This is a genomic window from Micromonospora sp. NPDC051196, from assembly GCF_040682415.1.
Taxonomy (GTDB): Bacteria; Actinomycetota; Actinomycetes; order Mycobacteriales; family Micromonosporaceae; genus Micromonospora.
The window spans coordinates 1-22,346 of sequence record NZ_JBFBAY010000028.1 but is presented as its reverse complement, the minus strand read 5'-3'; the positions used below and the strand labels follow the sequence as shown (position 1 = coordinate 22,346).

Annotated in this window: 12 protein-coding genes and 3 pseudogenes; 9 read left to right on the top strand and 6 right to left on the bottom strand. The window is 65.1% G+C overall.

The window, feature by feature from the left end:
* Positions 1 to 126: 126 nt before the first annotated feature.
* The 3 genes and pseudogenes from AB0M35_RS28035 to AB0M35_RS28025 form a co-directional block, all read right to left on the bottom strand.
* Positions 127 to 805: pseudogene (locus tag AB0M35_RS28035) on the bottom strand (IS701 family transposase); the annotation flags it as partial.
* A gap of 20 nt (positions 806 to 825) precedes the next feature.
* Positions 826 to 1,071, bottom strand: a complete 246-nt coding sequence (locus AB0M35_RS28030) for a hypothetical protein (protein ID WP_363749121.1) — start codon at positions 1,069 to 1,071, stop codon at positions 826 to 828.
* Positions 1,065 to 3,617 (bottom strand): cutinase family protein, encoded by a 2,553-nt coding sequence (locus tag AB0M35_RS28025; RefSeq protein ID WP_363749119.1) that lies wholly within the window; start codon positions 3,615 to 3,617, stop codon positions 1,065 to 1,067. Before AB0M35_RS28025 ends, AB0M35_RS28030 begins: the two co-directional genes overlap by 7 nt.
* Before the next feature lie 836 nt (positions 3,618 to 4,453).
* Here AB0M35_RS28025 and AB0M35_RS28020 point away from each other — a divergent pair.
* A complete protein-coding gene (locus AB0M35_RS28020; protein ID WP_363749117.1) occupies positions 4,454 to 5,401 on the top strand; it encodes a transposase family protein in 948 nt (315 codons plus the stop codon).
* Positions 5,402 to 5,423: 22 nt separating this feature from the next.
* On the opposite strand, the gene AB0M35_RS28015 is transcribed toward AB0M35_RS28020, so the two are convergent.
* Together AB0M35_RS28015 and AB0M35_RS28010 are read right to left on the bottom strand one after the other, a co-directional pair.
* Positions 5,424 to 6,053: a hypothetical protein gene (locus AB0M35_RS28015; RefSeq protein ID WP_363749115.1), complete on the bottom strand. Its 630-nt coding sequence runs from the start codon at positions 6,051 to 6,053 to the stop codon at positions 5,424 to 5,426.
* A gap of 103 nt (positions 6,054 to 6,156) precedes the next feature.
* The gene (locus AB0M35_RS28010) at positions 6,157 to 6,339 is read right to left on the bottom strand and encodes a hypothetical protein (protein ID WP_363749113.1); all 183 of its coding nucleotides are present in this window, start codon (positions 6,337 to 6,339) and stop codon (positions 6,157 to 6,159) included.
* On the opposite strand from AB0M35_RS28010, the gene AB0M35_RS28005 reads away from it, so the two are divergent.
* Positions 6,338 to 6,535 (top strand): hypothetical protein, encoded by a 198-nt coding sequence (locus tag AB0M35_RS28005; RefSeq protein WP_363749111.1) that lies wholly within the window; start codon positions 6,338 to 6,340, stop codon positions 6,533 to 6,535. The genes AB0M35_RS28010 and AB0M35_RS28005 overlap by 2 nt on opposite strands.
* A 280-nt stretch (positions 6,536 to 6,815) precedes the next feature.
* Here the strand turns inward: AB0M35_RS28005 and AB0M35_RS28000 are convergent, their stop codons facing one another.
* Positions 6,816 to 8,753 (bottom strand): hypothetical protein, encoded by a 1,938-nt coding sequence (locus AB0M35_RS28000; RefSeq protein WP_363749109.1) that lies wholly within the window; start codon positions 8,751 to 8,753, stop codon positions 6,816 to 6,818.
* A gap of 166 nt (positions 8,754 to 8,919) precedes the next feature.
* On the opposite strand from AB0M35_RS28000, the gene AB0M35_RS27995 reads away from it, so the two are divergent.
* From AB0M35_RS27995 to amcA, 7 genes and pseudogenes are all read left to right on the top strand, one after another.
* On the top strand, positions 8,920 to 11,631 hold the full coding sequence (locus tag AB0M35_RS27995; RefSeq protein WP_363749107.1) for a BTAD domain-containing putative transcriptional regulator: 2,712 nt from the start codon (positions 8,920 to 8,922) through the stop codon (positions 11,629 to 11,631).
* A 194-nt stretch (positions 11,632 to 11,825) separates the two neighbouring features.
* Entirely contained in the window at positions 11,826 to 15,110 is a 3,285-nt protein-coding gene (locus tag AB0M35_RS27990) for a DUF499 domain-containing protein (protein ID WP_363749140.1), read from the top strand.
* Positions 15,107 to 15,589: a hypothetical protein gene (locus tag AB0M35_RS27985; RefSeq protein ID WP_363749105.1), complete on the top strand. Its 483-nt coding sequence runs from the start codon at positions 15,107 to 15,109 to the stop codon at positions 15,587 to 15,589. Before AB0M35_RS27990 ends, AB0M35_RS27985 begins: the two co-directional genes overlap by 4 nt.
* Positions 15,590 to 15,611: 22 nt before the next feature.
* The gene (locus AB0M35_RS27980; protein WP_363749103.1) at positions 15,612 to 18,554 is read left to right on the top strand and encodes a DUF1156 domain-containing protein; all 2,943 of its coding nucleotides are present in this window, start codon (positions 15,612 to 15,614) and stop codon (positions 18,552 to 18,554) included.
* 289 nt (positions 18,555 to 18,843) lie between these two features.
* Positions 18,844 to 21,870: an SNF2-related protein gene (locus AB0M35_RS27975; protein WP_363749101.1), complete on the top strand. Its 3,027-nt coding sequence runs from the start codon at positions 18,844 to 18,846 to the stop codon at positions 21,868 to 21,870.
* Between the two features lie 118 nt (positions 21,871 to 21,988).
* Positions 21,989 to 22,180 (top strand): annotated as a pseudogene (locus AB0M35_RS27970) (transposase family protein); the annotation flags it as partial.
* Positions 22,173 to 22,298: pseudogene (gene amcA, locus AB0M35_RS27965) on the top strand (multiple cyclophane-containing RiPP AmcA); the annotation flags it as partial. The pseudogenes AB0M35_RS27970 and amcA, both read left to right, overlap by 8 nt.
* Positions 22,299 to 22,346 lie beyond the last annotated feature (48 nt).

Genomic DNA, 22,346 nt, shown 5'->3' with positions numbered 1-22,346 from the left:
GTCGAACTCGACGGCACGGCGGCCGTCGGGCAGCATCGTGGGGCGTGCCCGCGGGTGGAACCGCACCTCGTTGACGCGTACGAGGGTACGGCCGTGGTTGACCGCCACTCGTCGGTCGCAGCCGACGGCCAGGACGTAGCCGATCCTGCGGTGTTCCAGGTCAGCGCGTAGTCCGGGGTCGGCGCCGTAGACCTCATCGCCGGTGACCCAACCGAACGGAACTCCGGCGTCCACTGCGGCGGTGATCATCTGCCGTGCCAGGGCCGGCTTCGTGGCGAACCCGACGTCGTCCGGCACACCGACGGCGGCGAGGCGGTCAGGCCGGTCGCACCAGGTGGTCTCCGGCAGGTAGAGCCGGCGATCGATCATCGCCCGCCCAGCGGGTGACACGTAGGCCAGGAACACACCGACCTGGCTGTTCTCGACACGGCCGGCGGTGCCGGTGTACTGCCGCTGCACCCCGCGAGCACACGCCCTTCTTCAGAAAGCCGGTCTCATCGCAGATCAGCACCGCGTCGGGGTGACCAAGCTGCTCGACCAGCCAGTCACGCACGTCATCGCGGACGGCGTCGGCGTCCCACACCGCCGTACGCAGCAACCGCTGCATCGCCTGCGGATCAGCGTGACCCGCCCGTTCCGCAAGCGACCAGCACGTCTTACGTTCCACGCCCGACAGCAGCCCATCCACGAACTGCCCGGCGGTCCGGCGCGGCTCCGCCCGCACGAACCGATCAGCGACACGCGCCGCCGCCTCGTCGAGGATGACCCGCCACCCGGCGGGGTTTAAGCTGTGGCCCACGGCCATCGCACGATCTTCGGTTGTCCTCACAAACCATCGATGATCAACGCGGTGGCCGTCTTCATACCCGCGCCACGCCCAACGCCGAGGCCAAGTGACGTTGGAGTATTAAGCGACATGCCGACCGATGCCGTTGCATCCTTCACCCGCCCAAGTCCGCTGCGGGAACCGCTGGCCCAGCGCGGAATCGCGCCGTAACGGTCTCGATCGATGCCGAATCCGCATTGCGCCAGCACGATGTTCCGCTCGTCGATGGCTTCGCAGGTCAGCACTTTCTAGCACCGGTTGGGGCTAACCGGATGCACCGGATCACCTGCGAATCATTAGCGAGGTCCACTCGAACGGTCACCCTTGTTTGCGGAACGACCCGCTGGTACGTGAAGATCGTCAGGGGGCCGGTGGTTGTGCGGTCGGTCCTCCCGTCGCCGTTGAGGTCCCAGCGGAAGCTCGTTGTTGGAGCCCCGTTGGCAAAGACCTCGGCGGCGGAGAGGAGCACTTGACCAGGCTTTAGGTCTCGCGCTCGGACGTCGCCCGTCACCGACGGGGTGGCCGCAGACCCACGGCGTGCGCCCACGCCGTGAGCCAGGAGGCCAGCCGCGTCTTTGATGATGGCTTTTCCTGTCGCAGTCTTCGTGTTGTATCCGCTTGTGTGAACACCAATGTTCTTTGGGAATCGCCGCTGGTCGACGCAGACCGGGTCGTTGGCGATGCAGTATGTGCGGGTAATGGCGCGAAATCTGGTGCCGATGGAGGCAGCGCCAGCTATGCCATCCCCCGGGTAGTTGGGGGCGAAGGTGCCCCGCGCGACGACATCGTCAGAGTTGAAGCGCGGCGAGGCCAGCAGCGCCACGCCAGCGATAGCACGCCATCGCTCGTCGCCCTGAAGCGCCCGGTCGGATAGCTGCTCCAGCGTCGACTGGATGACGTGTGAGCCCTGGCTGAAGCCGGTAAGCAAGACGGGGTAGAGGGGGCCGCACTGGGTGTGCAGAAAGTCGATCTCGTTCAACAGTTGCCGCACGCCCGCGTTGACAGACGAGGCGTACGTCGGGGCGGTCCAAATGACGGCGGGATACTTTACGCCGACCACGCCGTCGCCGCCGCCGTCCGCGTCGTATAGACGGATGCCCCACTGGCCCATGAGTTGCTTGGCGATTTCCTGAGCGCGCCCGCCCGGATAGCTGGTGCCCTGGCCGTTGTCGTAGGAGCCGCGGACGCCGATGAGGGCGGCGTCCCTGCAGATCGTCGGCGTCGGTTGGACACTTAAACGCGGCGACACCAAGGTCCGTGCCCCACATGTGACACGCAGGACGTACTCGCCGACGACGTCCAGCCGTAGGCGTTGTGTGTAGGTGGTCCGGTTGCCGGTTACTGGCGGCAAGAGGTGCGCCCCCCGGACCGGTTGTCCGTCGGAACGAGTGAGGGTTGCGCTCGGCGGGACCGTGCATGCGTATGTGGCGGTGAAGTTCGTGCCCATGAAGCCGGTCGTCGGGGTGACCAAGACCTGTGCCGACGGCGGAGTGACCGGGCCGCCGACCCCGATCAGGGCGTAGGCAGCATGTGTCGCGACTATTGCGCTCGGCCGCGTCAGCGTGTCGATCCGGACCGGTACCGTGCTACCCGGACCGGTCTTCGTCTCCGTTCCGATTCCCAGACGCCCGTCGTAGTTGCCTCCCCATGAGCGGGCTGAGCCGTCCGACAGGATCGCGTACCCGACCGACGAGCCGGCTCCGATGGCGACGGCACCCAACAGCCCCTGCACCTGCACTGGCAGGGAGCTGAAGTGGTCTACCTGGCTGGCGCCGATGGAGTCGGTGCCGCTTCGGCCGTCGCCGAGTTGACCGACCTCACCCTTGCCCCAGGACCAGACGGTCCCGTCAGACCTGAGCGCATACGCCGTGATGCCGGCGAAGTTCGATGCGATTGCCGTGACATCCGCCAATCCGGTGATCTTTTTTGGAACCAGCGTCGGCATCGGATTCCAGTTGTTCACATTTGGTGTGCCATCGGCGAGGGCGCCCCCGTGGGGCTTGCCCCAAGCCCAAACGGTGCCGTCGGCGCGTAGGGCGTAGCCAGCGCTGTAGCTGGCTGCGATAGCGCGGACGTTGGTCAGGTTGCTGACTTGCACTGGTGAGCTGACGCTGAGCCTGCGTCCGTCTCCCCACGTGCCGTTGCCCAACTCGCCGTGGTCTCCCATTCCCCATGACCAGACCGTGCCGTCCGATCGAAGGGCATAGGTGGTGTAGCCACCGACGGCGATCGATTGCACGTCGGTCAGGTTGACTTTCACCGGCGGCCCACCGATGCCGGTGCTGCCATCGCCGAGCTGTCCGAGTCCACCCGCACCAACCGCCCAGGCCGTGCCGTCGTCCAGGATCGCGTATCCCATTCCACCCCAGCCGCCTGCGGCGACAGCTCTCACGTTGTCAAATGCCGTCACCCGACGTGGCGTCGTGCTGGAATCGCTGGTGCCGTCCATGAGCTGACCGTGGCCGCCGTAACCCCAGGCGTACAGAGAGCCGTCCGACCGGAGCGCGTAGGCATAGCTCTGGCCGGTCGGCGTCGATCCTGCGGCCAACGAGGTCACGTGATCCAGTCCGGGTACAACGACCGGCACGAAGCTGCTGATCGTGTTGCCTGTACCGAGGGCGCCGGTGGCATTGTTGCCCCATGAGCAAACCGTGCCTGGGACGCTGCACGGTTCGCCCTCAGCAGCAGCGCTGCCCGGCAGGGCGGCGAGTCCGGCGATGACCAGAGCGGCCACAATGAAGGAGACGGTCCCTTTTCGCGCGTGTGCACTGCGCCGATGCCTGATAACCACGCAACTCCTCCGAGACTTGCCCGCGGTCCGCCTGACGATAGTGCGTGGATGGCTATTGACGTATCATCCAGTTCAGTCGCATGTGGGGTACCGACCAGACGTTGATGTGGGCCGATCATGCGACCGGAGATGGTGTTAGTGGCCCGGTCGCCTCACCCGTGTCGGTGGGCGCATACTGTCCATGCAGGCGCTGGAACGAACGACTCGGATCGGCGCTGGCCGTTGTTGCAATCTATGACCACTTCGGGTCAGCCAAGGAGATCGCCGAGCCGGAATTCTGGCCAAAGGGCCGCACGCTTGCAACCTACAACCAGTAGTGCTTGGCGGTGTAGCTGGGCTCCGACCATCCCGCGTTGTTTGGATGGCTCTGCCAGTGGCCTCGCAGGGCGACCAAGCTCGCTGTCACATCTTCGAGCAGCTCAGCCTGCTTCCTGACGAACGTCTTGTCGGTGGCGTTGGACCGCAGCGTGTGCGCTGGCCTTTGCCGGGCGGATCGTACGCACGGGCGTGAACGCATTGCCGCCGCGGAGACGGGGTTCCCGAGACCTACGGGCCTCATCAGCTTGTGATGAGCCGGGCGGGGAGGTGCCGCTCTCCCTGCCGTGTGCGCGCTCATCAGCATGTTCGGGAGCCGAGCGACCCAACTTGGCATGACGCTCTGTAGCGCGCCATCGCGGCACGTTGTTGCATCCCTGGTTCGGGGGACCCGGTCGTGCTGTCCGGCGTGGAGGTGCCATGCACGGCATCAGCGAGTCAACAACCTAACGACCTCGTGCACGGTTGCGAGTCCTTGAGTATCGATGATCGTTGTTTCGATCATGGTTGGTGCTGCGATCATGACGAATCGTCGGCTGACGGGTCTGTCACGCTCGGTGATTGAGAGCCTGGTCAGCGAGGTGGGGCCGCAATGGCGGGCGCAGCACCGTGACCGGCTCGCCTCGCGGACACGCCGTCGTCGGATCGGCGCGGGAGCCAAGCACCGGTTCGGGTTCGTTGATCGGCTGCTGGCCACGCTGGTGCATCTACGGCACGGGCTGACCCACGACGTCGTCGCGGCCGGGTTCGGGGTGCACCGCTCGACGATCAGCCGCAGCGTCGCCGAGATCAGGCCGCTGCTGGCCGAGCGTGGCTGCCGGGTGCACGACGGCGTCAGGCTTCGCACCCTCTCCGACGTGGTGGCCTACCTTGGGCACCACCCGCAGGCATTGATGGACGCCACCGAAGTGCGGGTACGCCGGCCGATCGCAGGGCGCAGCGGGCGGGACCGGTTCGTGTCCGGCAAAGCCCGGCTGAACACGATGAAAGCCCTGGTGATCTGTGATCCCCTCGGCCAGCTGCTGTTCTGTGGCGAGACACGTCCAGGCTCGATGCACGACATCACCCAGGCCCGCACCGCCGGACTGGTCGATCTTCTTCTGCATGCGCCACTGGGCGTGCAGATCCTCGCTGACGCCGGCTACCAGGGCTTGGGTGCCGACACCGGCGGGGCGGTCATCACCCCCGGGCCCAAGCCACGCAAACGCCAGACCTCACTGCCACCGAGTGTCATCGCCGCACACGAGGCGACCCGCAAAAGGCACTCCTCCCAACGCATCCGCGTCGAGCACGCCATCGGACACCTCAAGAACTGGCGAATCCTGGGCCGCCACCACGGCCGACGCGAATCCTTCGATACCAGCATCCGCGCCATCGCCGGCCTCCTGTCCGAGCACCAACACACCGACCGCATCGAGCACAACGCCCGGCGAATCAGGGCCCTACCCGCAGCCCCAAAAGCTCGATGAGACAGTGCTGCTCCTTCTACCGTCAACCGTGCAGGAGGTCGTTAGACGGGCTCGACGAATCAGTTTTGCGGGTTTGCGTCACTCTATGCCGCGCCAGCATTACAAGATCCTCGATTTCTTGCGAGGCGGCTTTTCGAACACTGGGTTTCATGATCCACATCAATTCTTCGTGCAGATAGCCCGACCAGGAGCGCGTACGCTCCCACCACACGGAGTGCATCGGCGCCGGTACCAGGTCGGAGCGGATCGCGGCCTCAACCCGATCTATGAATCTGGACCTTAACCATCGTCCCTCTGCAGGTGAGATGAGTAGGGTCACGCCCGTCGGGTATCTCCTGGCGCCCACCACCCCCAGCATCACACCCTGCGCCTCCGCAGACTCCATCTCAGCCCACGCCTCCTGCACTGAATGAGAAGCGAATAGTTCCATCCTGACCTGCAGCGACATCGGGGCCGGTGAGTACGGGACAGGTGACTCGCGCGTATGAACTCTTCGCAGGCGGCAGTCGGCGAGCAGTTCCGTGTAGAGGGCGATCCTTGCCTCGTGTAGGAGGTTTGCCCGCTGCTGCTGCCCCTGCCAGCGGGCACCGAGGTAGCCGCCGCCGATTGCCAGCAGAGCACCGAGGATGACCGGCCACAGTTGTTGAGTCACCGAAGGATCGTCTCACCGGCCCGCCACAAACTTGGTCATCCGACGTACACGTCGTTCTGTGATGGCGATCCATCCGCACGCTACATATCCGGGCTCAGCGAAGTTAGCGGGGGTTGAGGTGGCCTCGGGTGCGTCGGGTGGTGGCGGTGCGGGGTGCGTAGTCGTTGCTTGTGGGGTTGCGGAAGCCGTAGGCGTCGCGGGCTAGTACTCCAGCCGCACCTGCCTGCCCGACCGCGACCGGCCACTCACCGATTTCAGGGCGTAGCTGGAGCGAGATGCTCGGCATGCGCGCTGAGTGGCGCACGCTCTGCGCCGCCGACGATATGCGGATCAGAGGAAAGCGGATCATGGTCAGTTTCGCCAACGAGCGCTCGCACGGCGTCCAGGTCTTGGACGAGGGCGACAGCTACCTTCTGACGGCCGTTGTCGCCGACGGGCACGACCTCGACCCAAATGAGGAGCCGCAGCTGGGCAAGGGCTGATGGATGAGTGGGAAACGCGCCGGCACGCTCTCTATCCGTGCGCAGCTACGCATCGACCTGCCTGGAGGTCGAGGTCAGATGCGAGTCGAAATGGGCGGCGGTTGGAGTTGGTCGAGGTGAACTGGCGCCGTTCCTTCGCCGGCTACACGTGCGCCATCGCACGGGATCGCAGACTTTGCCGGCCAAGGCCGTCACTGTCAGCACACCCTGTCCGCTGGCGGCGGGTGCTACGGCAGGTAGGACAGCCTGAGTGGAGGGCGTCTGCTGACGGGTTTCCTTCTTACTCCTGCGGCGGAGGCCGGTCGTCTTGGTTGTCGATGAGTCGGTGGAGGGTTGTCCGGTGGAGGGGGAAGGCGAGTCGGAGGGTGTGGGCGGTGAGGTGGATGGCCCACCAGGTGAGGGCGATGAGGTAGCCGGTGATGAGGGCGCCGTGGGTGGGCCAGGTGACGACGAGTGCGTAGCCGATGGCGAGGCCGGTGGCGGTGATGATGCGGATGGTGCGGATGCGGGTGAGGGTGAGTCCGGTGGCGATGCCGATGAGGGCGGCTCCGCTGCTGCGGATGATGCCGATGCCGGTGCTGTTCATGGGCATGGACATGAGTGCGGTGGTCATGAGGAGGATGCCGGTGGCGGCGATGGCGGCGTGGGTGATGACGGGTTTGGTGCGGGTGAGCCAGTGGGGGAGGTCGTCGGCGGGGATGCGGGGTGCGGCGACGGCGATGATGGTGGCGCAGGCGGCGAGGGGGAGTGCCCAGCCGAGGGTCCAGGTGAGGAATGGCCGGTACGGGTATTGGACGGCGGTGCCGACGGCGAGGCCGTAGAGGGCGGCGGTGATGGGGCCTGCGATGGCGGCGGCGAGGTAGGCGTGTCGGATGAGCCGGCCGGTGGTGGGCTTGGCGGTGGTGGGTGGTCCGGCGAGCCAGGTGGTGGGGGCGAGGTGGGCGACAGCGTACGCGGCGAGGGCGGCGAGGGCGCCGGCGGCGCCGAGTTGGGGCATGGAGACGACGACGTCGATGATCCGACCCTCGAGCTTGTAAACGTTGGCGTTGTGGACGGCGTGTAGGAGCAGGGCGAGGGAGCAGCCGCCGAGCAGGACCGCGGTGATGAGGTCGGTGATCCGGAGGCGGATGCGGGGGAGTTGGGTGGTGGAGGCGGTGGCCGTGCGGTGGTGGCGGGTGGTGAGGGTGAGTGCGCCGTCAGCGAGCGCGTGGGGCTGGTCGACAGCGCCGGCGGTCGTTGCGGCGGCGGTGGTGAGAGTGTCGACGAGTCCGGGAACGGGACCGGTGTGACGGACGATCACGGCGGTGAGGTGTGCGCGGTCGACGTCGGCGGCGTCGAGGATGTCGTTGACGGCGGTGGGGATGCCGTCGAGTAGTGGCTGCGCGGCGATGGTGACGTCGGCGCGGGTGATCACTGCCGGTGGGCGGGGTGCGGGGAGCAGGATCGGGGCGCGGTCGTGGGTGGCGAGGGTGTGTCGGGCCTGCCGGACCGCTTCATGGAGGGCTGCGGTGTCGTCGTCGGGGTGGTGGAGGGCGTCGCGGAGCGGGTCGTCGTCGCTGGTGGCGGTGGTGATGATGTGGTGGGTGAGGATCTGGTCCAGGTCGTGGGGTGGCGCGACCGGCTGGGTCGCCAACTCCGTGTACCCGTCGGTGTGTGCTTGCAGGACGGTGAGGGTGGCGGGGCGTTGGTCGGTGTGGCAGGTGAGCAGGCAGGACCCGGGGGGTGCGTGCATGCCGAGGGTGGTGGCGTAGGCGGCCAGCGCGGCCGGGGCGGTGACCAGGACCGGTGGGGGTAGTGCGGCGCGGGTCGCGGCGTCGGTGAGCAGGCCCCGTCGGCGTGGTCCCCAACCCGTCGGGATCGTGAGGGTCAGGGCGGTGATCGGCGCGCTGACCTGGTGTGCGGCGTGGTCGGTGAGGTGCCGCAGCAGCCCGGCGAGTAAACCCACTCCGTCGACCGGGTCCGATTCCGCTGATGCAGGTGGGGTGGTCAGGAGGGTGGCCGGGTCGGCGATGAAGCGGTATCCGGTGGGCAGGCCCTGCGCGGCGGTGGGATCGATGCCGTAGTAGCGGTGTCCGGCGGGGTCGATGGCGATGCCGGTGGGCAGGAGGTGCCGTCCGCCGACGAGGACGGGGATGCGGGCTCCGGACCGGCCGATGGTCGCGGCGATCGCGGTGGGTGAGCTGAAATCGATCGACAGTTGTGGTCCCCCGCTGGACATGCCCGGCAGTGTCACCCGCCGATACGGGAGCCCGTCAACCACCTGCGGCCGATAGTGATCCTTTGTGCGCGGATGGTGAGAATCCTTCTCGGTGGGATGGCCGTTCGCGTGAAGTGTCGTGTATGCGAAACAGGTCGCACACGACACCATCGGGGAAGGTGCCTGCATGCCGGACGAGTCCACGCAGACCAGTCGCCTGACCGATTACGGCTCTCGCCCCACCGTCTACAACCCACCCGAAACCCCACCGCCGTCACCACGGGGACGGGTTGCCCGGTCTGTTCGCGCCGGGGTCGGCGCGGTGGTCTACCTGGCCGGCGTACCGGCCGTGTTGTGGCTCGTCGCCGGTAATCCGCTGCGACGGCTACCGACCTGGCCACAACTGACCGCATGGCTCGACCAACCCCAGAACCGCCTGACGACCGAGGTTCTCACCGGCCTGGCCGTCTGGGCGCTGTGGCTGTTCTGGGCAGTGTTCGCCCTGCTGCTCCTCGCCGAACTGGTCGCCGCAGTGACCCGGTGGCGGATCCCGATCCTCAGGTTGCCGGCACCCCTGCACCGCCTGCTGTTCGGCCTGGCCGGCACCGCCGCCCTCGCGGTCACCTCCACCACCCACCTGCCCGGCCTCGGCAACACCGACCCCGCACCCGCCGCAGTGACCTCGACCGGCAACACCCCGCCCCTACCGCAGCAGGCCGCCGCCCGAGGGCCGGCGATCATCCACGTCGCCGACACCCGCTACGTCTACACCGTCGAACGCCACGACACCCTGTCAAAGATCGCCACCGCCTGGCTCGGCGACACCAACCGCTGGCCGGAAATCTGCCAGCTGAACAAACACCGCCACTTCCCGACCGTCGGCGGCACCCTACGCGACTGCAACCTCATCTACCCCGGCTGGGAGCTACGCCTACCCGCCGACGCGACACCACCGGCCGACGCCACACCAGCCCCACCACGCCCCCACCAACCCACCAACCCGAAACCCACGCTGCCACCGCCACACGACGAGGACCCGGACAGCGGAGCCGAGGCGCCCACCACCCCGACCACGGCCGACCCAGTGCCGTCACCGGCCCGACCCACCACACCGGCCACACCGACGCCGTCAACCGGACCGACCGCCGACAGTGACCCCCGTCCAAGCCCAACCCCTGAGCTGACCGCACCATCCACCGAATCAGACGGCATAAAGCTCCCCGGGGGCAACTTCCTGCCATGGGCACTGGCCGCAGCGATCAGCGCCGCCACCGCACTCGCCTGGCTACACCGCCGCCGCCGCTTCACCCCCGCCAGCACCGACGACCCACCCGCACTGCCACCAGCAGTCACCGAGGTACACCGTCGTGTGGTCCGCAACCGTGACCTGCCCGCCACCGGGGACCTGGCCGAACAAGCCGCCGCCGTACCCGACCTACCCCTGCTGCCCGCGGGCGGGATCGGAATCGTCGGCGACGGCGCACACGCCGCCGCCCGCGCCGCACTGGTCACCATGCTCGCCTCCGGCGGCCCCCACAAGCCGCACCACCGCGGCGAGATCGTCATCGACCACGCCACCCTCACCACCCTGACCGGCCTCGACCCGGCCACGCTCACACCCTGGCCACGCCTGCACCTCGCCGACACCCCCGACCACGCCCTGACCATCCTCGACACGATGCTGCTGCACCGCACCCGCATCCTCGACAACCACCACCTCACCGACATCAACGACCTCCGCCACCAGGCACCGGACGAGCAAGCGCTCCCACCTGTGCTGCTGATCAGTCCCACACCGACACCGGACACCCTCCGACGTCTCCAGGCCACCCTCCACACCGGTGCGCACCTCGACATCACCGCGCTACTGCTCGGCACCTGGCCACCCGGCCCCACCATCACCGTCACCACCGACGGCCACATCCAGAACCCGCAGGACCCCGAGGCGGCGTCATTCGGAGACCGCACCGCCGTGCTCGACACCGCCCACACGGTCGCGTTCCTGACCACACTGCACGAGGCACACACCGGCACACCGCCCACCACCACCGCGCCAGCCGAACCGGCCACCCCCGCTCCGCTGCCCACCAGCCGCACCCACACCGACACCGCCAACCCACCCCAACCCGACCAGCCCGCCCCCGACACCACCACCGCCAAAGCACACCTACGGGTCCTCGGACCACCACGCATCGACACCATCACCCAACCCGGCCGACCACTACGCGCCAAAGCCCTCGAACTGGCCGTATACCTCGCCGTCCACCCCGACGGCGCCACCACCCGCGACATCGGCGAATACCTCGAACCCGACGCCCGCATCAGCCAAGCCGACCAACGCGTACACACCAACGCCTCGAACCTCCGCCACGTACTCGGCCGCGCCGGCACCGCCGACCCCAAAAACGCCTACGTCATCAAAGTCGCCGGCCGCTACCGCCTCGACCCCACCACCGTCGACGTCGACGTGTGGAGACTCCGCGACCTCCTACGCCAGGCGACCATCGCCACCGGGCCACGTCGCCGCGAACTGCTCACTACCGCATGCGACCTCTACACCGCACCCCTCGCCGAAGGCCGAGACTACGAATGGGTGCAACCCCACCGCGAAACCATCAGCCGCTGGGGCACCGAAGCCCACCTCCTCCTCGCCGACGACCTCCTCGACCACGACCCACAAACCGCATCCGACCTCCTCGACAAAGCCATCAGCCTCGACCTCTACAACGAAGCCCTCTACCGCAAAGCCATGCACGCCCGACACGCCCTCGGCGACACCAACGGCATCCGAACCCTGCTCCGCGCCCTCACCAAAGCCCTCACCGACATCGACACCGCACCGCAGCACGACACCATCACGCTCGCCACCCACCTCCGCGCCACCCCGAACGACACATGAACCACCCTTTGCTGTACGGAGACGCCACCGAACCTAGTAGTTGTGGCCCCAACTTGAGCGATGCTCACCCGCCGGTTTGGCCGATAGCGGCGTAGTGCATTGTGGAGGAAACTCACTTCCTTCATCGAAGAGAGCCTGCATCCGATGTGGAGAGCGTGGGTGGGCGTGGCGAGAGGCGGACCGGCAAGGTGAGTATGATCATCGACCAACGTTCCACCGAGGCGACATCGGGCCTTGTCTCTCTCCGTGCTGTGTGCCGGGCGCGCGAAGATGTCCTGACAAGCGGTCTCGCCGACAACCACTTCGCCGCCCAGCTCGACAAGGTCGTTCGAGACCCCGACCACTACCCGATCTACGGGGACCCCGACCGGTTTTTCGCTCAGACCTACCCGACGTCGGGGCTGAGGACGCTGCTCACTAAGACCTTCGGACGGCTTACCGGGGCGACCGGACCTGCAGGTGAGAACGGCGTCCTGCGACCGACTACGTCGTTTGGTGGCGGCAAGACCCATGGCCTGACCGCGATCTACCACGTGGGAAAGGGGGCGCGGCCCGGCAACATCGAGAATTTCGTCGATCCGACGCTGCTTCCCGACGGCCCGGTTCAGGTCGCGGCTCTCGTCGGTGACGCGCTTGATCCGGTCGCTGGGGTGGAGACGAACGGCATCCGCACCTACACCCTCTGGGGCGAGATGGCCGCACAGGCCGGCCACGACGCCTACGCGGTCGTTGCCGCGAACGATGCTGAGCGAACTGCTCCCGGAACGGCGACGATCAAAGAGGCATTCGGGCGCAAACCGGCGATCGTGATTGTCGACGAGATCGCAAAATACCTGCGACAGGTCACCTCCTCCGGCAGCGAAGACGTCCGCCGGATGGCGCGGGCTATTCCCGTCTTCCTTGGCAACCTGTTTGAGGTCGCCTCAGACCCGACGAACCGCGTCGTCGTGATTATCACGCTCGCTGCGAGCACGAACGCCTTCGGCGCCGAGACCGATGAGATCGACGAACTGCTCGAAGATGCCACCAGTGCTGCCAACGCCGCGGTTTCGGAGACCGCCGATCTTCTCACCCGTGCCGTACAGCCGAGTGCAGTAATCAAGCCCGCGGACGACACAGAGATCGGTGAGATTCTGAAGACCCGGCTGTTCGAGCACATAGATCCCGACGCGGCCCGCGCCGCTGGCGATGCCTACCGCGACCTGTACGAGTCACTCGCAAAGAACGAAACGCTGGCAGGCGGCGCCGAGCGGCCCGTCACCTACGGCGACGCTGTTGCCCGGTCCTACCCCTTCCACCCAGAACTCGTCCGCGTCCTCGACAAGCGGCTCGGCGACATCCCGCAGTTCCAGCGTGCCCGTGGCGCCCTCAAGTTGCTCGCCGAGGTTATTGCGGGCATCTACCGCGACGGCGACGACTGCGCGGTGATCAACGTCGCAGACATCGACTACGCCGACGGCCCCGTCCTCAACCACCTCACCGACGGCCTAGGCCGCGGCGAGTTCGCCGGAGTCGCTCGGGGCGACTTCGCCGGGCCCACCTCGCACGCTAAAGCAGTCGACGACGAGGTCTTTCCTGGGAAGCCCCCGTACGCGGCGCGCGTCGCCCGTACCGTCTTTACGCACTCTTTAGAGATGAAGGTCAACGCCGGGGCGGCTCGGAACGACTGGCTGCTAGGCACGCTCCGCCCCGGTGAGGACCCCGCAATCCTCGAGAAGGCGCTCACCGAGTCCGAGAAGGTGTTCTGGCACTTAGCGTTCGACGGTGCCAGATGGCGGTTCAACGTCGAACCGAACGTCAACGCGATCATCGAGACCGAGAAGCGGAACATCGCAAATACTCGTGTATCGGCCGTCCTTGATGACCTGATCGTCCGCGCCTACTCGAACGATGGCGCCATCACTGCTGTCCACTTCCCGGCAGGCCCATCCGACGTGCCTGACAAGGCAAATCTCCGTGTGGCAGTCCTTCACCACAACGTGCTCACTACGACCAGCAAGAAGGCAGACCAGCCTGCCCCACTGCTCGTCGAGATGCTCAACCAGGTCGGGTCGTCTGGGGCACCGCGCAAGTACCGCAACGCCATCGCATTCGTTGTCGCAGACGAGGCGCAGGTTGAGGCGCTCAAGGACCGGACGCGTGCTCTGATCGCCGCGGACACGCTTGCTGCCGACAACGCCCGCCTAGGCCAGTTCAGCACCGAAATCCGCAAGAAAATCGAGGCGTACCAGAAGAACGCTGCGCTCGAAGCCCGCGTTGCCGTCACGCGTTGCTACAAGCACGTCTACTACCCATCAAACGAGAAGGCCAGCGGGTACCTGCGCCACCGTGACCTGCCGCCGGAAAAGCAAGGCGATACGAAGACTGCGACGTCTGCCGTGCTGAACCTGCTCGTCGACGAAGGCAAAATTCGAAACGAGCCATTCACGTACTCCTACCTGCGGTCCAAGACGTGGCCTGAACCAAAGTCGTTCGCCACCACAGCCGAGGTTTCGGACTGGTTCTGGATGGATCACGCGTCGCCGGTCATTCGTAACCCGGGCCTGCTGCGCGAAGCGATCCTCGGGGGGATCAAGAACGACAGTTGGGTGTATTACGACGCGACCACTGGCAAGGCGTTCACAGCCAGCACGATGGCTGGGCTATCAGTCGAATTCCGCTCCGACGCTGAGGTCATGACTGTCGCTGAGGCGACAGCTCGCGGCCTGCTCATTCGGAAGCCCACGCAGAACGACCTCAAGAACATCTACGTCGGGCCGAGCCTCACGGGTGCCGAGATTCGCACCCGCCTGGAACCTGGATGCGGTGGCGAACCAGGTAAGGCGGAAGTTCTTGACTTGCTCGCCACGGCTGTCCAAGCCGCCGAGTACAGGTGGGTCGTCGTGCTGGATAGCGAGCCTGCCCCAGGCGTTCGAGCCCTGACGCCGAGTCAAATCCGCGACAAGGGCCTCGATACGCTTCGCGTGGTAACCCGCGACCACGCCGACGCGCAGGGAGTCGAAGTCCCAACCCGCAGCGTGACGGGGAAGACGTTCGCCAGCAGCGGTCCTGGCGGCGCAGCGATCCAGAGCATTACCGATCAGGTCAGTGACTTCAGCATCAAGACGATCAGTCGCCTAACGATCAAGGTCATTGCCGACGACATCAAGGGCACCGGCGACCTTGATCTGCTAGTGATGGCGCTCGGCATGCTTCCGAAACACGCCATCACCGTTACTAGCGACCTTGTGGCCGAGTACAGGAACCTGACGGGAGGCCTCACGTTCCGCGGCTCTGCTGCGCGCGCTGATTTTCAGACGGCCTACAGCCACATCATCAAGGCCGTCAAGGGAGCCAGCAAGGTGGCCGGAACTCTGACGCTCATCGTTACCTTCACGCCGTCGGTGACTGTCGAGTCGGCCGAGTTCAACCAGGTCCACAAGGTGGTTAAGGACTTGCAGATTCAGCACGCTGACCTCACAGCCGAGGTGACCAAGTGACGTTACGCGCCAGCCGTCGTCTGCATCCGCGCCCCACTCTTTCCGTGGTCGAGACGTCGCGGGCGTTCAGGATCACCGTCCATCCCGCCGGTAAGGGCGACAGCTACGGCGTCTCACTCGACGAGACCTACGGTGACAACGGCAGCGTTCTCGCCGCCCCTGTGATCACTACAACGCCAGGTCAGACGGGTCGCGTAGTCGACGCTCTGCTCGCTGCCGTCCGTTCTTCCGGGCACGCTGGGAGCGCGCTCGCCTTCAAGCGCGGGGCCGCCATCCGGCTCGATGAAGCAGCAGGCGTCCGTCTCGCCTTGATCTTGCTCACCACCCAGCCAGTCAGCAAGCACGACCGCGTTCGTGCCCTCGTCGCAGGCCTTAACGCGATGAGCGTCGAGGAGACCTATTACTGGTATGCCAAGTGCCTTGGGCCGGACGCGCCCCGTGCTCGCAAGGCTCTCCGAGTACTTCTCGCCGACGCCTAGCCCAGTAGGGAACCGACTCACCATGAACGACATCGAGCCACGCGTTCTCATCGAGGACTGGCTCCCAGTCGCCGAACTCAGCATTGAGTCCAGGCGGGAGGGTGCGCCGATCCCTGGACAGTTCCCGAAGTTGAAGACCCTGCACCAGTGGTGGGCACGTCGGCCCATCGTCGCCTCCGCCGCCACTGTGCTTGGCGGTCTACTGCCCGCTTGGTCATCGGATCTAGCAGCCCGGTTCGCAGACGTACCGCAGCTCCAGTCGGAGAAGGAGTACCGGCGTTGGCTGCTGCATCTCGTGGGGATTTGGGGGGACCCTGTCGCGGCGAAGCGACTGAGCGAGGAGGCGAAGGCGAGCGGCATCAAGCTCAAGAAGAACCCCTACACGTACCGGCCCGCGTTCAAGAACAACCTCGACGAAGCGTCTGTGAAAACGCTGCATCGGGTGCTTGAAGGGACGTGGGGACATCTCCCTGTGGTTGCCGATGTGACCGCTGGTGGAGGCTCAATCCCGTGGGCAGCACTGCGTCTTGGCCTCCCAACCCATGCAAACGACCTGAACAGCATCGCCGCCAGCATCCTCACGGCGAGTCTGGAGATCCCCGCGACGTATGGCACGGAACTGACTCCGCTGCTGCGCCAGTGGGGCGGCGTGTTAGTCGATCGGGCGGAAAAGCGCCTTGAGCCGTTCTTTCCTAAGGCCACAAGAGAAACCGTCAAAAACTACTTGTTCGCGCATGCCGTGGCGTGTCCAAGGACCAAACGCCTCGTTCCTCTGACGCCAGACTGGTGGCTACGGAAGGGCGACAAGGCCGTAGCAGCACGCATGGTCACCGAGGTTGACGGGGTGGCGCTGACGGTTCCGAGGTTCGACGTGTTTGAGGGCGCCGATATCGAATTTAACCCCGATAAGGGCACCATTGCTGGCGGCCGGGCGATCAGTCCTTACGACAACCTGATAATCGACGGTGACTACATCAAAGACGAGGCAAAGGCCGGGCGGATGACGCCGGTGCTTTACGCAGTAGTGACGAAGACCGCTAGTGGTCGCTCGTTCCGAGCGCCGACTGACGCCGATCTCACTGCCCTCGTTGCTGCGCAGGATGAGGTCACGGCTTGTACTCCTAGGTGGCACGCGGACGGGGCGGTTCCCGCTGCTGACATCCCTTCAAACTCCAACTACGACCGCGGCCACCGGATGTACGGCATCAACAAGTGGTCCGACTTTTTCTCGCCGCGACAACTGCTCACCCACGCGGTCTTTGTCGAGGAGTTCCAACGTCTGGTCCCAGAGATTCGAGAGGCTCTCGGTACTGCCGTCGGCGACGCTGTTCTGACCGAATTGGCGCTGATGCAGGGCAAGGCGCTGAACTACAACGCGCGGCAGACATCGTGGGACGTGGGTAGGCAGAAGACCCGCAGCGTCTTTGAAAAGCACAACTTCGCTTTCAAGTGGACTTTCGTCGAATTTCCAGGGCCGGGAGAGCTGCTCCCTTGGTGCCTGAGTCAACTCGTTGACGCCTATGATGAGATCGCGCGCCTCCTAGAAGAAACAGGGCGCCCGGAGGCGTACGACGAGATTGCTCGTATCGTCAAAGAACCCGGGCGGCCTGCTCCAAGCAGCAAGACTCTCCCGCGATCTGTGCACATCACATGTGGGAACGCGGCTGATTTGACATCGCTCTCGGACGGATCTGTGGACCACCTCTGCATGGATCCGCCGTACTATGCGAACGTCATGTACTCCGAGTTGTCAAACTTTTTTTACGCTTGGGAGCGGCTAACTCTCGGTCTTGTTCGGCCGCAACTGTTCGGCGAGGAAAACACGGACGCCGACAACGAAGCGATCACGAACCAGGCGCGATTCGCGGCCTTGGGGCGGCGAAAGAAGGAACTTGCGGACTTGGACTACGAAGCGAAGATGGGTGCCATCTTCGCGGAATGCCGCCGTGTGATGGCGGACAACGGCGTGCTGACAGTGATGTTCACCAACAAGGACGCCCGCGCTTGGGACGCTCTCGGCTCCGCACTCATCACCGCCGGGTTTGTTGTCGAGACCTCCTGGCCGGTTGCCACCGAATCTGAGGCAAGCAGTCACCAGGCAAACAAGAACGCCGCAGAGTCTACGATCATGCTTGTCTGCCGGAAGCGGACCTCAGCTGCCGTGGATAAAACGTTCCTCGACGACTTGGCCGCAGACGTGAGGGATGCCGCGCGAGCGGCCTCGACCCGGTTCGCTGAGGATGGCATCGAGGGTGTGGATCTCATGCTCTCCACATACGGGCCTGCTCTCTCCGTGATCTCCAGTCACTGGCCGGTCTACTCCTCGAAGCCGGATGAGGCAGGCCGAGAGCGGCTCCTTCGACCGGAAGAAGCATTGGACATCGCGCGGGAAGAAGTGGTACGGCTACGCCGCAGCCGGTTGGTTGGCAAGGCAGCGCAGGTCGATGATCACACCGACTTTGTCCTGCTTGCCTGGGACATCTTCCGGGCGCGTGAGTTTACCTTCGACACGGCTCGACTTCTCGCCCTGGCCGTCGGCGGCCTAAGTATCGAGAATCTTGCGCAGGCGAAGATCGTTAAGAAGGGAACTGGAACAGTCACTCTGCTTGAGCCGAAGGATCGGCTCCGGCGAGGGAAGGACAGCGGTCTGCCGGGGGTGAGGCCCGAAGCGGCGAGATTCGACTACCTCATCGACGCCGTAGACACGGCGCTCTACGTAGCTGCTGAGGATGGCATGCCTGCGGCGAAGCATCTTATGGACCGGCTAGGCCTTATCGGGGATTCCTCTTTCCTCGCCACCGTGCAGGGCCTCGTGAACGCCATACCTAGGACGAAGATTAAGGGAAACTGGGTTTTCCCAGAGGCCGGCCTACTCGACACGTTGGCGACGCTGTACCTCCCCTCGATTGTGTTCCCGCAGGATGGGCCCGTGGCTGCAAGCATCGAGCAGGACAGGTTGTTCTGATCTGATGTCAACGCCAGGCGAAGAAGAGCAGCAGTTGCTCCCCGGAATGCCCAACACGGTGTCCTTTCGAACGCCAGCAATGTTCGAGGTTCCTAACGAAGGTGAGGACTCGTTTCGAGCCGTACGCCTGTTGCCGCGGTATTCCCCTGCAAAGCGGCCGCTGGATAGCTTCTATATCCCCCTGCTCAAGCGGGCGAGGGGGTATGACCGTGCGGTTGGCTACTGGTCTGCCACAGAGCTGAAATTCGCCGCTCAGGGTTTGGCGCATTTCATTGCCAGAGGTGGCACGATGCGGCTCATTGTGGGTGCACAACTGCATCGTGCGGATGTCAACGCCGTGTTGGAGGGCAAGCCGTTAGAGGATGTGCTGGCAGAGCGTCTGCTGGCCGATCCAGACCTCGAAGGCACGAAGATTGTCGAGAGCGAGCACCTTGCAGTACTGGCGTGGATGGCCAAGCGCGAGCGATTGGACATCCGCGTTGGTGTGCCGACGGATGGTCGGCGGCTGTTGACGTATGCGGAGTCAGGTCGTTATTTCCACACTAAGTATGGGATCTTCACCGACTCATACGGCAACAAGGTAGCCTTCGACGGGTCCAACAACGCAACCGTCAGCGGTTGGGTCGCCAACCACGAAACGTTCGATGTGTACCCCTCGTGGAAGCTGCAGGTCTGGGAGTGGAACGGGCAGGCTTCGGTCGAGGACTTCCAACGCCACTGGGAGGGCCAGCCGGACGACGGCTGGGCCATCATCCCGCTGCCGGCCGCAGTTCGTCACCACCTCGTGGCATACGCGCCGCCTTCTCCGCCACACCCAATCCCACCCGAGCCTCGACAAGGGCCCACTAGCGAGGAGACTGAGAGGGCGTGGGCCGAGCTTCTCACGCTGTCGCGGGCTCCGCGCGAAAGCCAGTTCACCGCGGTCGGCACTGCGCGAGCTGAACCGCTCCCACACCAAGCCCGACTCATCCACCGGGTAGTGTCGTCCTATCCGCGTGGCTATGTGTTCGCGGACGAGGTCGGTCTCGGAAAGACCATCGAAGCCGGCCTCGTGATCAGGGAACTGCTGCTGTCTGGCAGAGCCCACAAGGTCCTGCTGCTGGTTCCCGCATCGGTAATCAAGCAATGGCAGGAAGAGCTACACGAAAAGATCAGCCTGGACGTTCCCCGGTACACAGGAACGTGGTTTGAGGACCGACATGGGAACATCATCGACGTCGGAGGCGCCAACCCGTGGGCGGCGTTCCCCGTCGTCCTCGCCTCGAGTCATCTCGCCCGGCGACGCTCACGACGTCAGCAGATCCTCGATGCAGGACCGTGGGACGTCGTCCTCGTTGATGAGGCGCATCATGCGCGCCGCCGTGGCTCCAAGCCGACCGATACCCCAAATTCGCTGCTCGCTTTGTTGCTGGAGATGCGTGCCCGCGACTCGTGGCAGGCGCTCTACCTTGCGTCGGCCACGCCGATGCAGATGCACCCGCACGAGGCGTGGGATCTCATCGCACTGCTGGGGTTACCAGGTCGATGGGCGAGGTCTGCCCAAGACTTTACGGGCTATTACGAACGGCTACGGACGGCGCCTAGCGAGCGGGACTGGGCCACCCTTACGCGGATGTTGGGCGACTATTTCAGCGATCCGAAGGCTGAGCGTGACACCGCGTTAGAGCGCCAGATTCAGGATGACCTGGGGTGGGTCGAGTCGTACAAGATCCTCGGCCTGGACAAGACGCCGCTCGCCCCGGAAACCGCCAGGCACCTGCCCCCAGCAGCTGCCGAGTGGGCAGATAAGTGGTTGCGGCGACATACGCCGATGCGCGATCGGGTCTTCAGAAATACCCGCCAAACCCTGCGAGCGTACCAGCAAGCAGGCGTCATCTCGCCCGACGTGATCATCCCTTATCGACACGTGGAAGACGAGTTCATCCCGCTCGCGCCTCACGAGCGGAAGTTGTATAACCGCATCGAGGAGTATATTCGGCGGCACTACAACACTTACAAAGCGAGCAAGGGCAAGGCCAATCAGGCGCTCGGCTTCATCATGACGGTTTATCGCCGTCGCCTCACGTCATCGTTCGAGGCGATCCGCTGCTCTCTCCGTCGTCGGCTAGAGGTACTGGAGCAGGGCAAGAACCTCAACGAGCTGTTGGCGGCCGACGACCAGGTCGACCTTGAGAATACGCTGTTTGATCCCGAGGAGTTCGACGCCACCGCAGACCTCCTCCGAGGTGAGATCACCGAGCTCCGTGACTTTATTGCGGACCTTGAGAAGATCACCGGTGAGGACACAAAGGCGACCCAGCTGGTCAACGACATCCGCGACGCCCTCAATACCTACGCCAGCGTTGTGGTCTTTACTCAGTACACTGACACTCTTGACTACGTCCGTGAGCGCCTCGTCATGGCTGACTATCGCTCCATCGGCTGTTACTCAGGGCGCGGCGGTGAAATTTACAACCCAGAGACACGGGCTTGGGGGCCGGTCACCCGCACCGAGTTGAAGGAGCTGTTCCGAAGCGGCGAGGTCACCGTGCTTCTCGGCACGGACTCGATGAGTGAAGGCCTGAACCTTCAGACGGCGGGAAGGCTTATCAACTACGACATGCCGTGGAACCTTATGCGAGTCGAGCAGCGCATCGGACGGGTCGACCGCATTGGAGCCAGCTACCGCGATATCCGCGTCACCAACTACTTCTACGCTGACACAATCGAACAGCGGGTCTATGAAGGAATTGCTGCCGACTTCAGCGACTTCACCGACATCATCGGCAATGCACAGCCCGTCCTCGGCACTATCGAAAAGACGATACAGCAGCTTGCCCTCACCGACATCGCCGACCGCGATAGCGAGGCCGACGCGGCGGTCGGAGGTATCAAGAGCGACATCGCGGAACTGGCAGCGCGTCCTATCCAGACCAGCGACCTCGGCGACACTCCCGAGATCATTGGGCACATCGAGGCGCCGCCTGTTCTCGTCGGCTCCGTCACGCTCGCCGATCTTGAACGCACCTTGACCGGCAACCTACTCACGCGAGCCTGCTTGACCCTGGTCGAAGGGCGACCTGGCGTCTACGAACTTGTCTTGCCTGCACCCCCCGCCCTCGCGGGTCTCGACAAAGGGGTCAGCCTGTCGTTGCTCTATGACTCCAGCCCCTCCGGCCCGGACGCATATGAACGCCCGGTTGTCTCGGCGGCCATCGAGGTCACGTTCAGCAGAGCCGTCGCCGACACCAGCCGCGACGACGTAGTTCTGCTTACGTTCGGAAGCCCTCACCTTGCCGCTCTGCTGCCGGCGCCAATGGAGGAAGACGAAGACTGAGCCGTTTCCAACCTGATGGTGCAGGTCAGTGGCGTGGAGGAGGCCGGTAGCCGGGTGAGGTGAGGCTCCCGGTAAGACAAGCAATCGACCAAGAAAGATGCCCCTCCCGGGAGCCTCGTTGCTGTCTTACCCTGCCTCGATCCCGTTGTCCACTCGATCCCTGAACCACGTCGCCGAGCTGATCCGCACCCATCGCCACCAGCGACGATCCCGGTGGCGCCGCCTCGACCCCGGCCGCCAAGCCCTGCTCGTCCTGGCCCATCTCCGCAACGGCGACACCCTCGCCCGTCTGGCCGCCGGATTCCCGGTGCCCCGAGCCCAGGTGGACGGCCTCGCCGGGGCAGGTGTGGCCCGCTGACCCGCCGCTGCTCACCTTCGTGTGGCGTCGGCTGTTCGCGCAGCCGGCCCGCGAGGGTGGTCGCCGGTGACTGGCCAGCAGCGCCGTCTCGCGGCGAGCCGGCTCGCGCCCGCCGAGG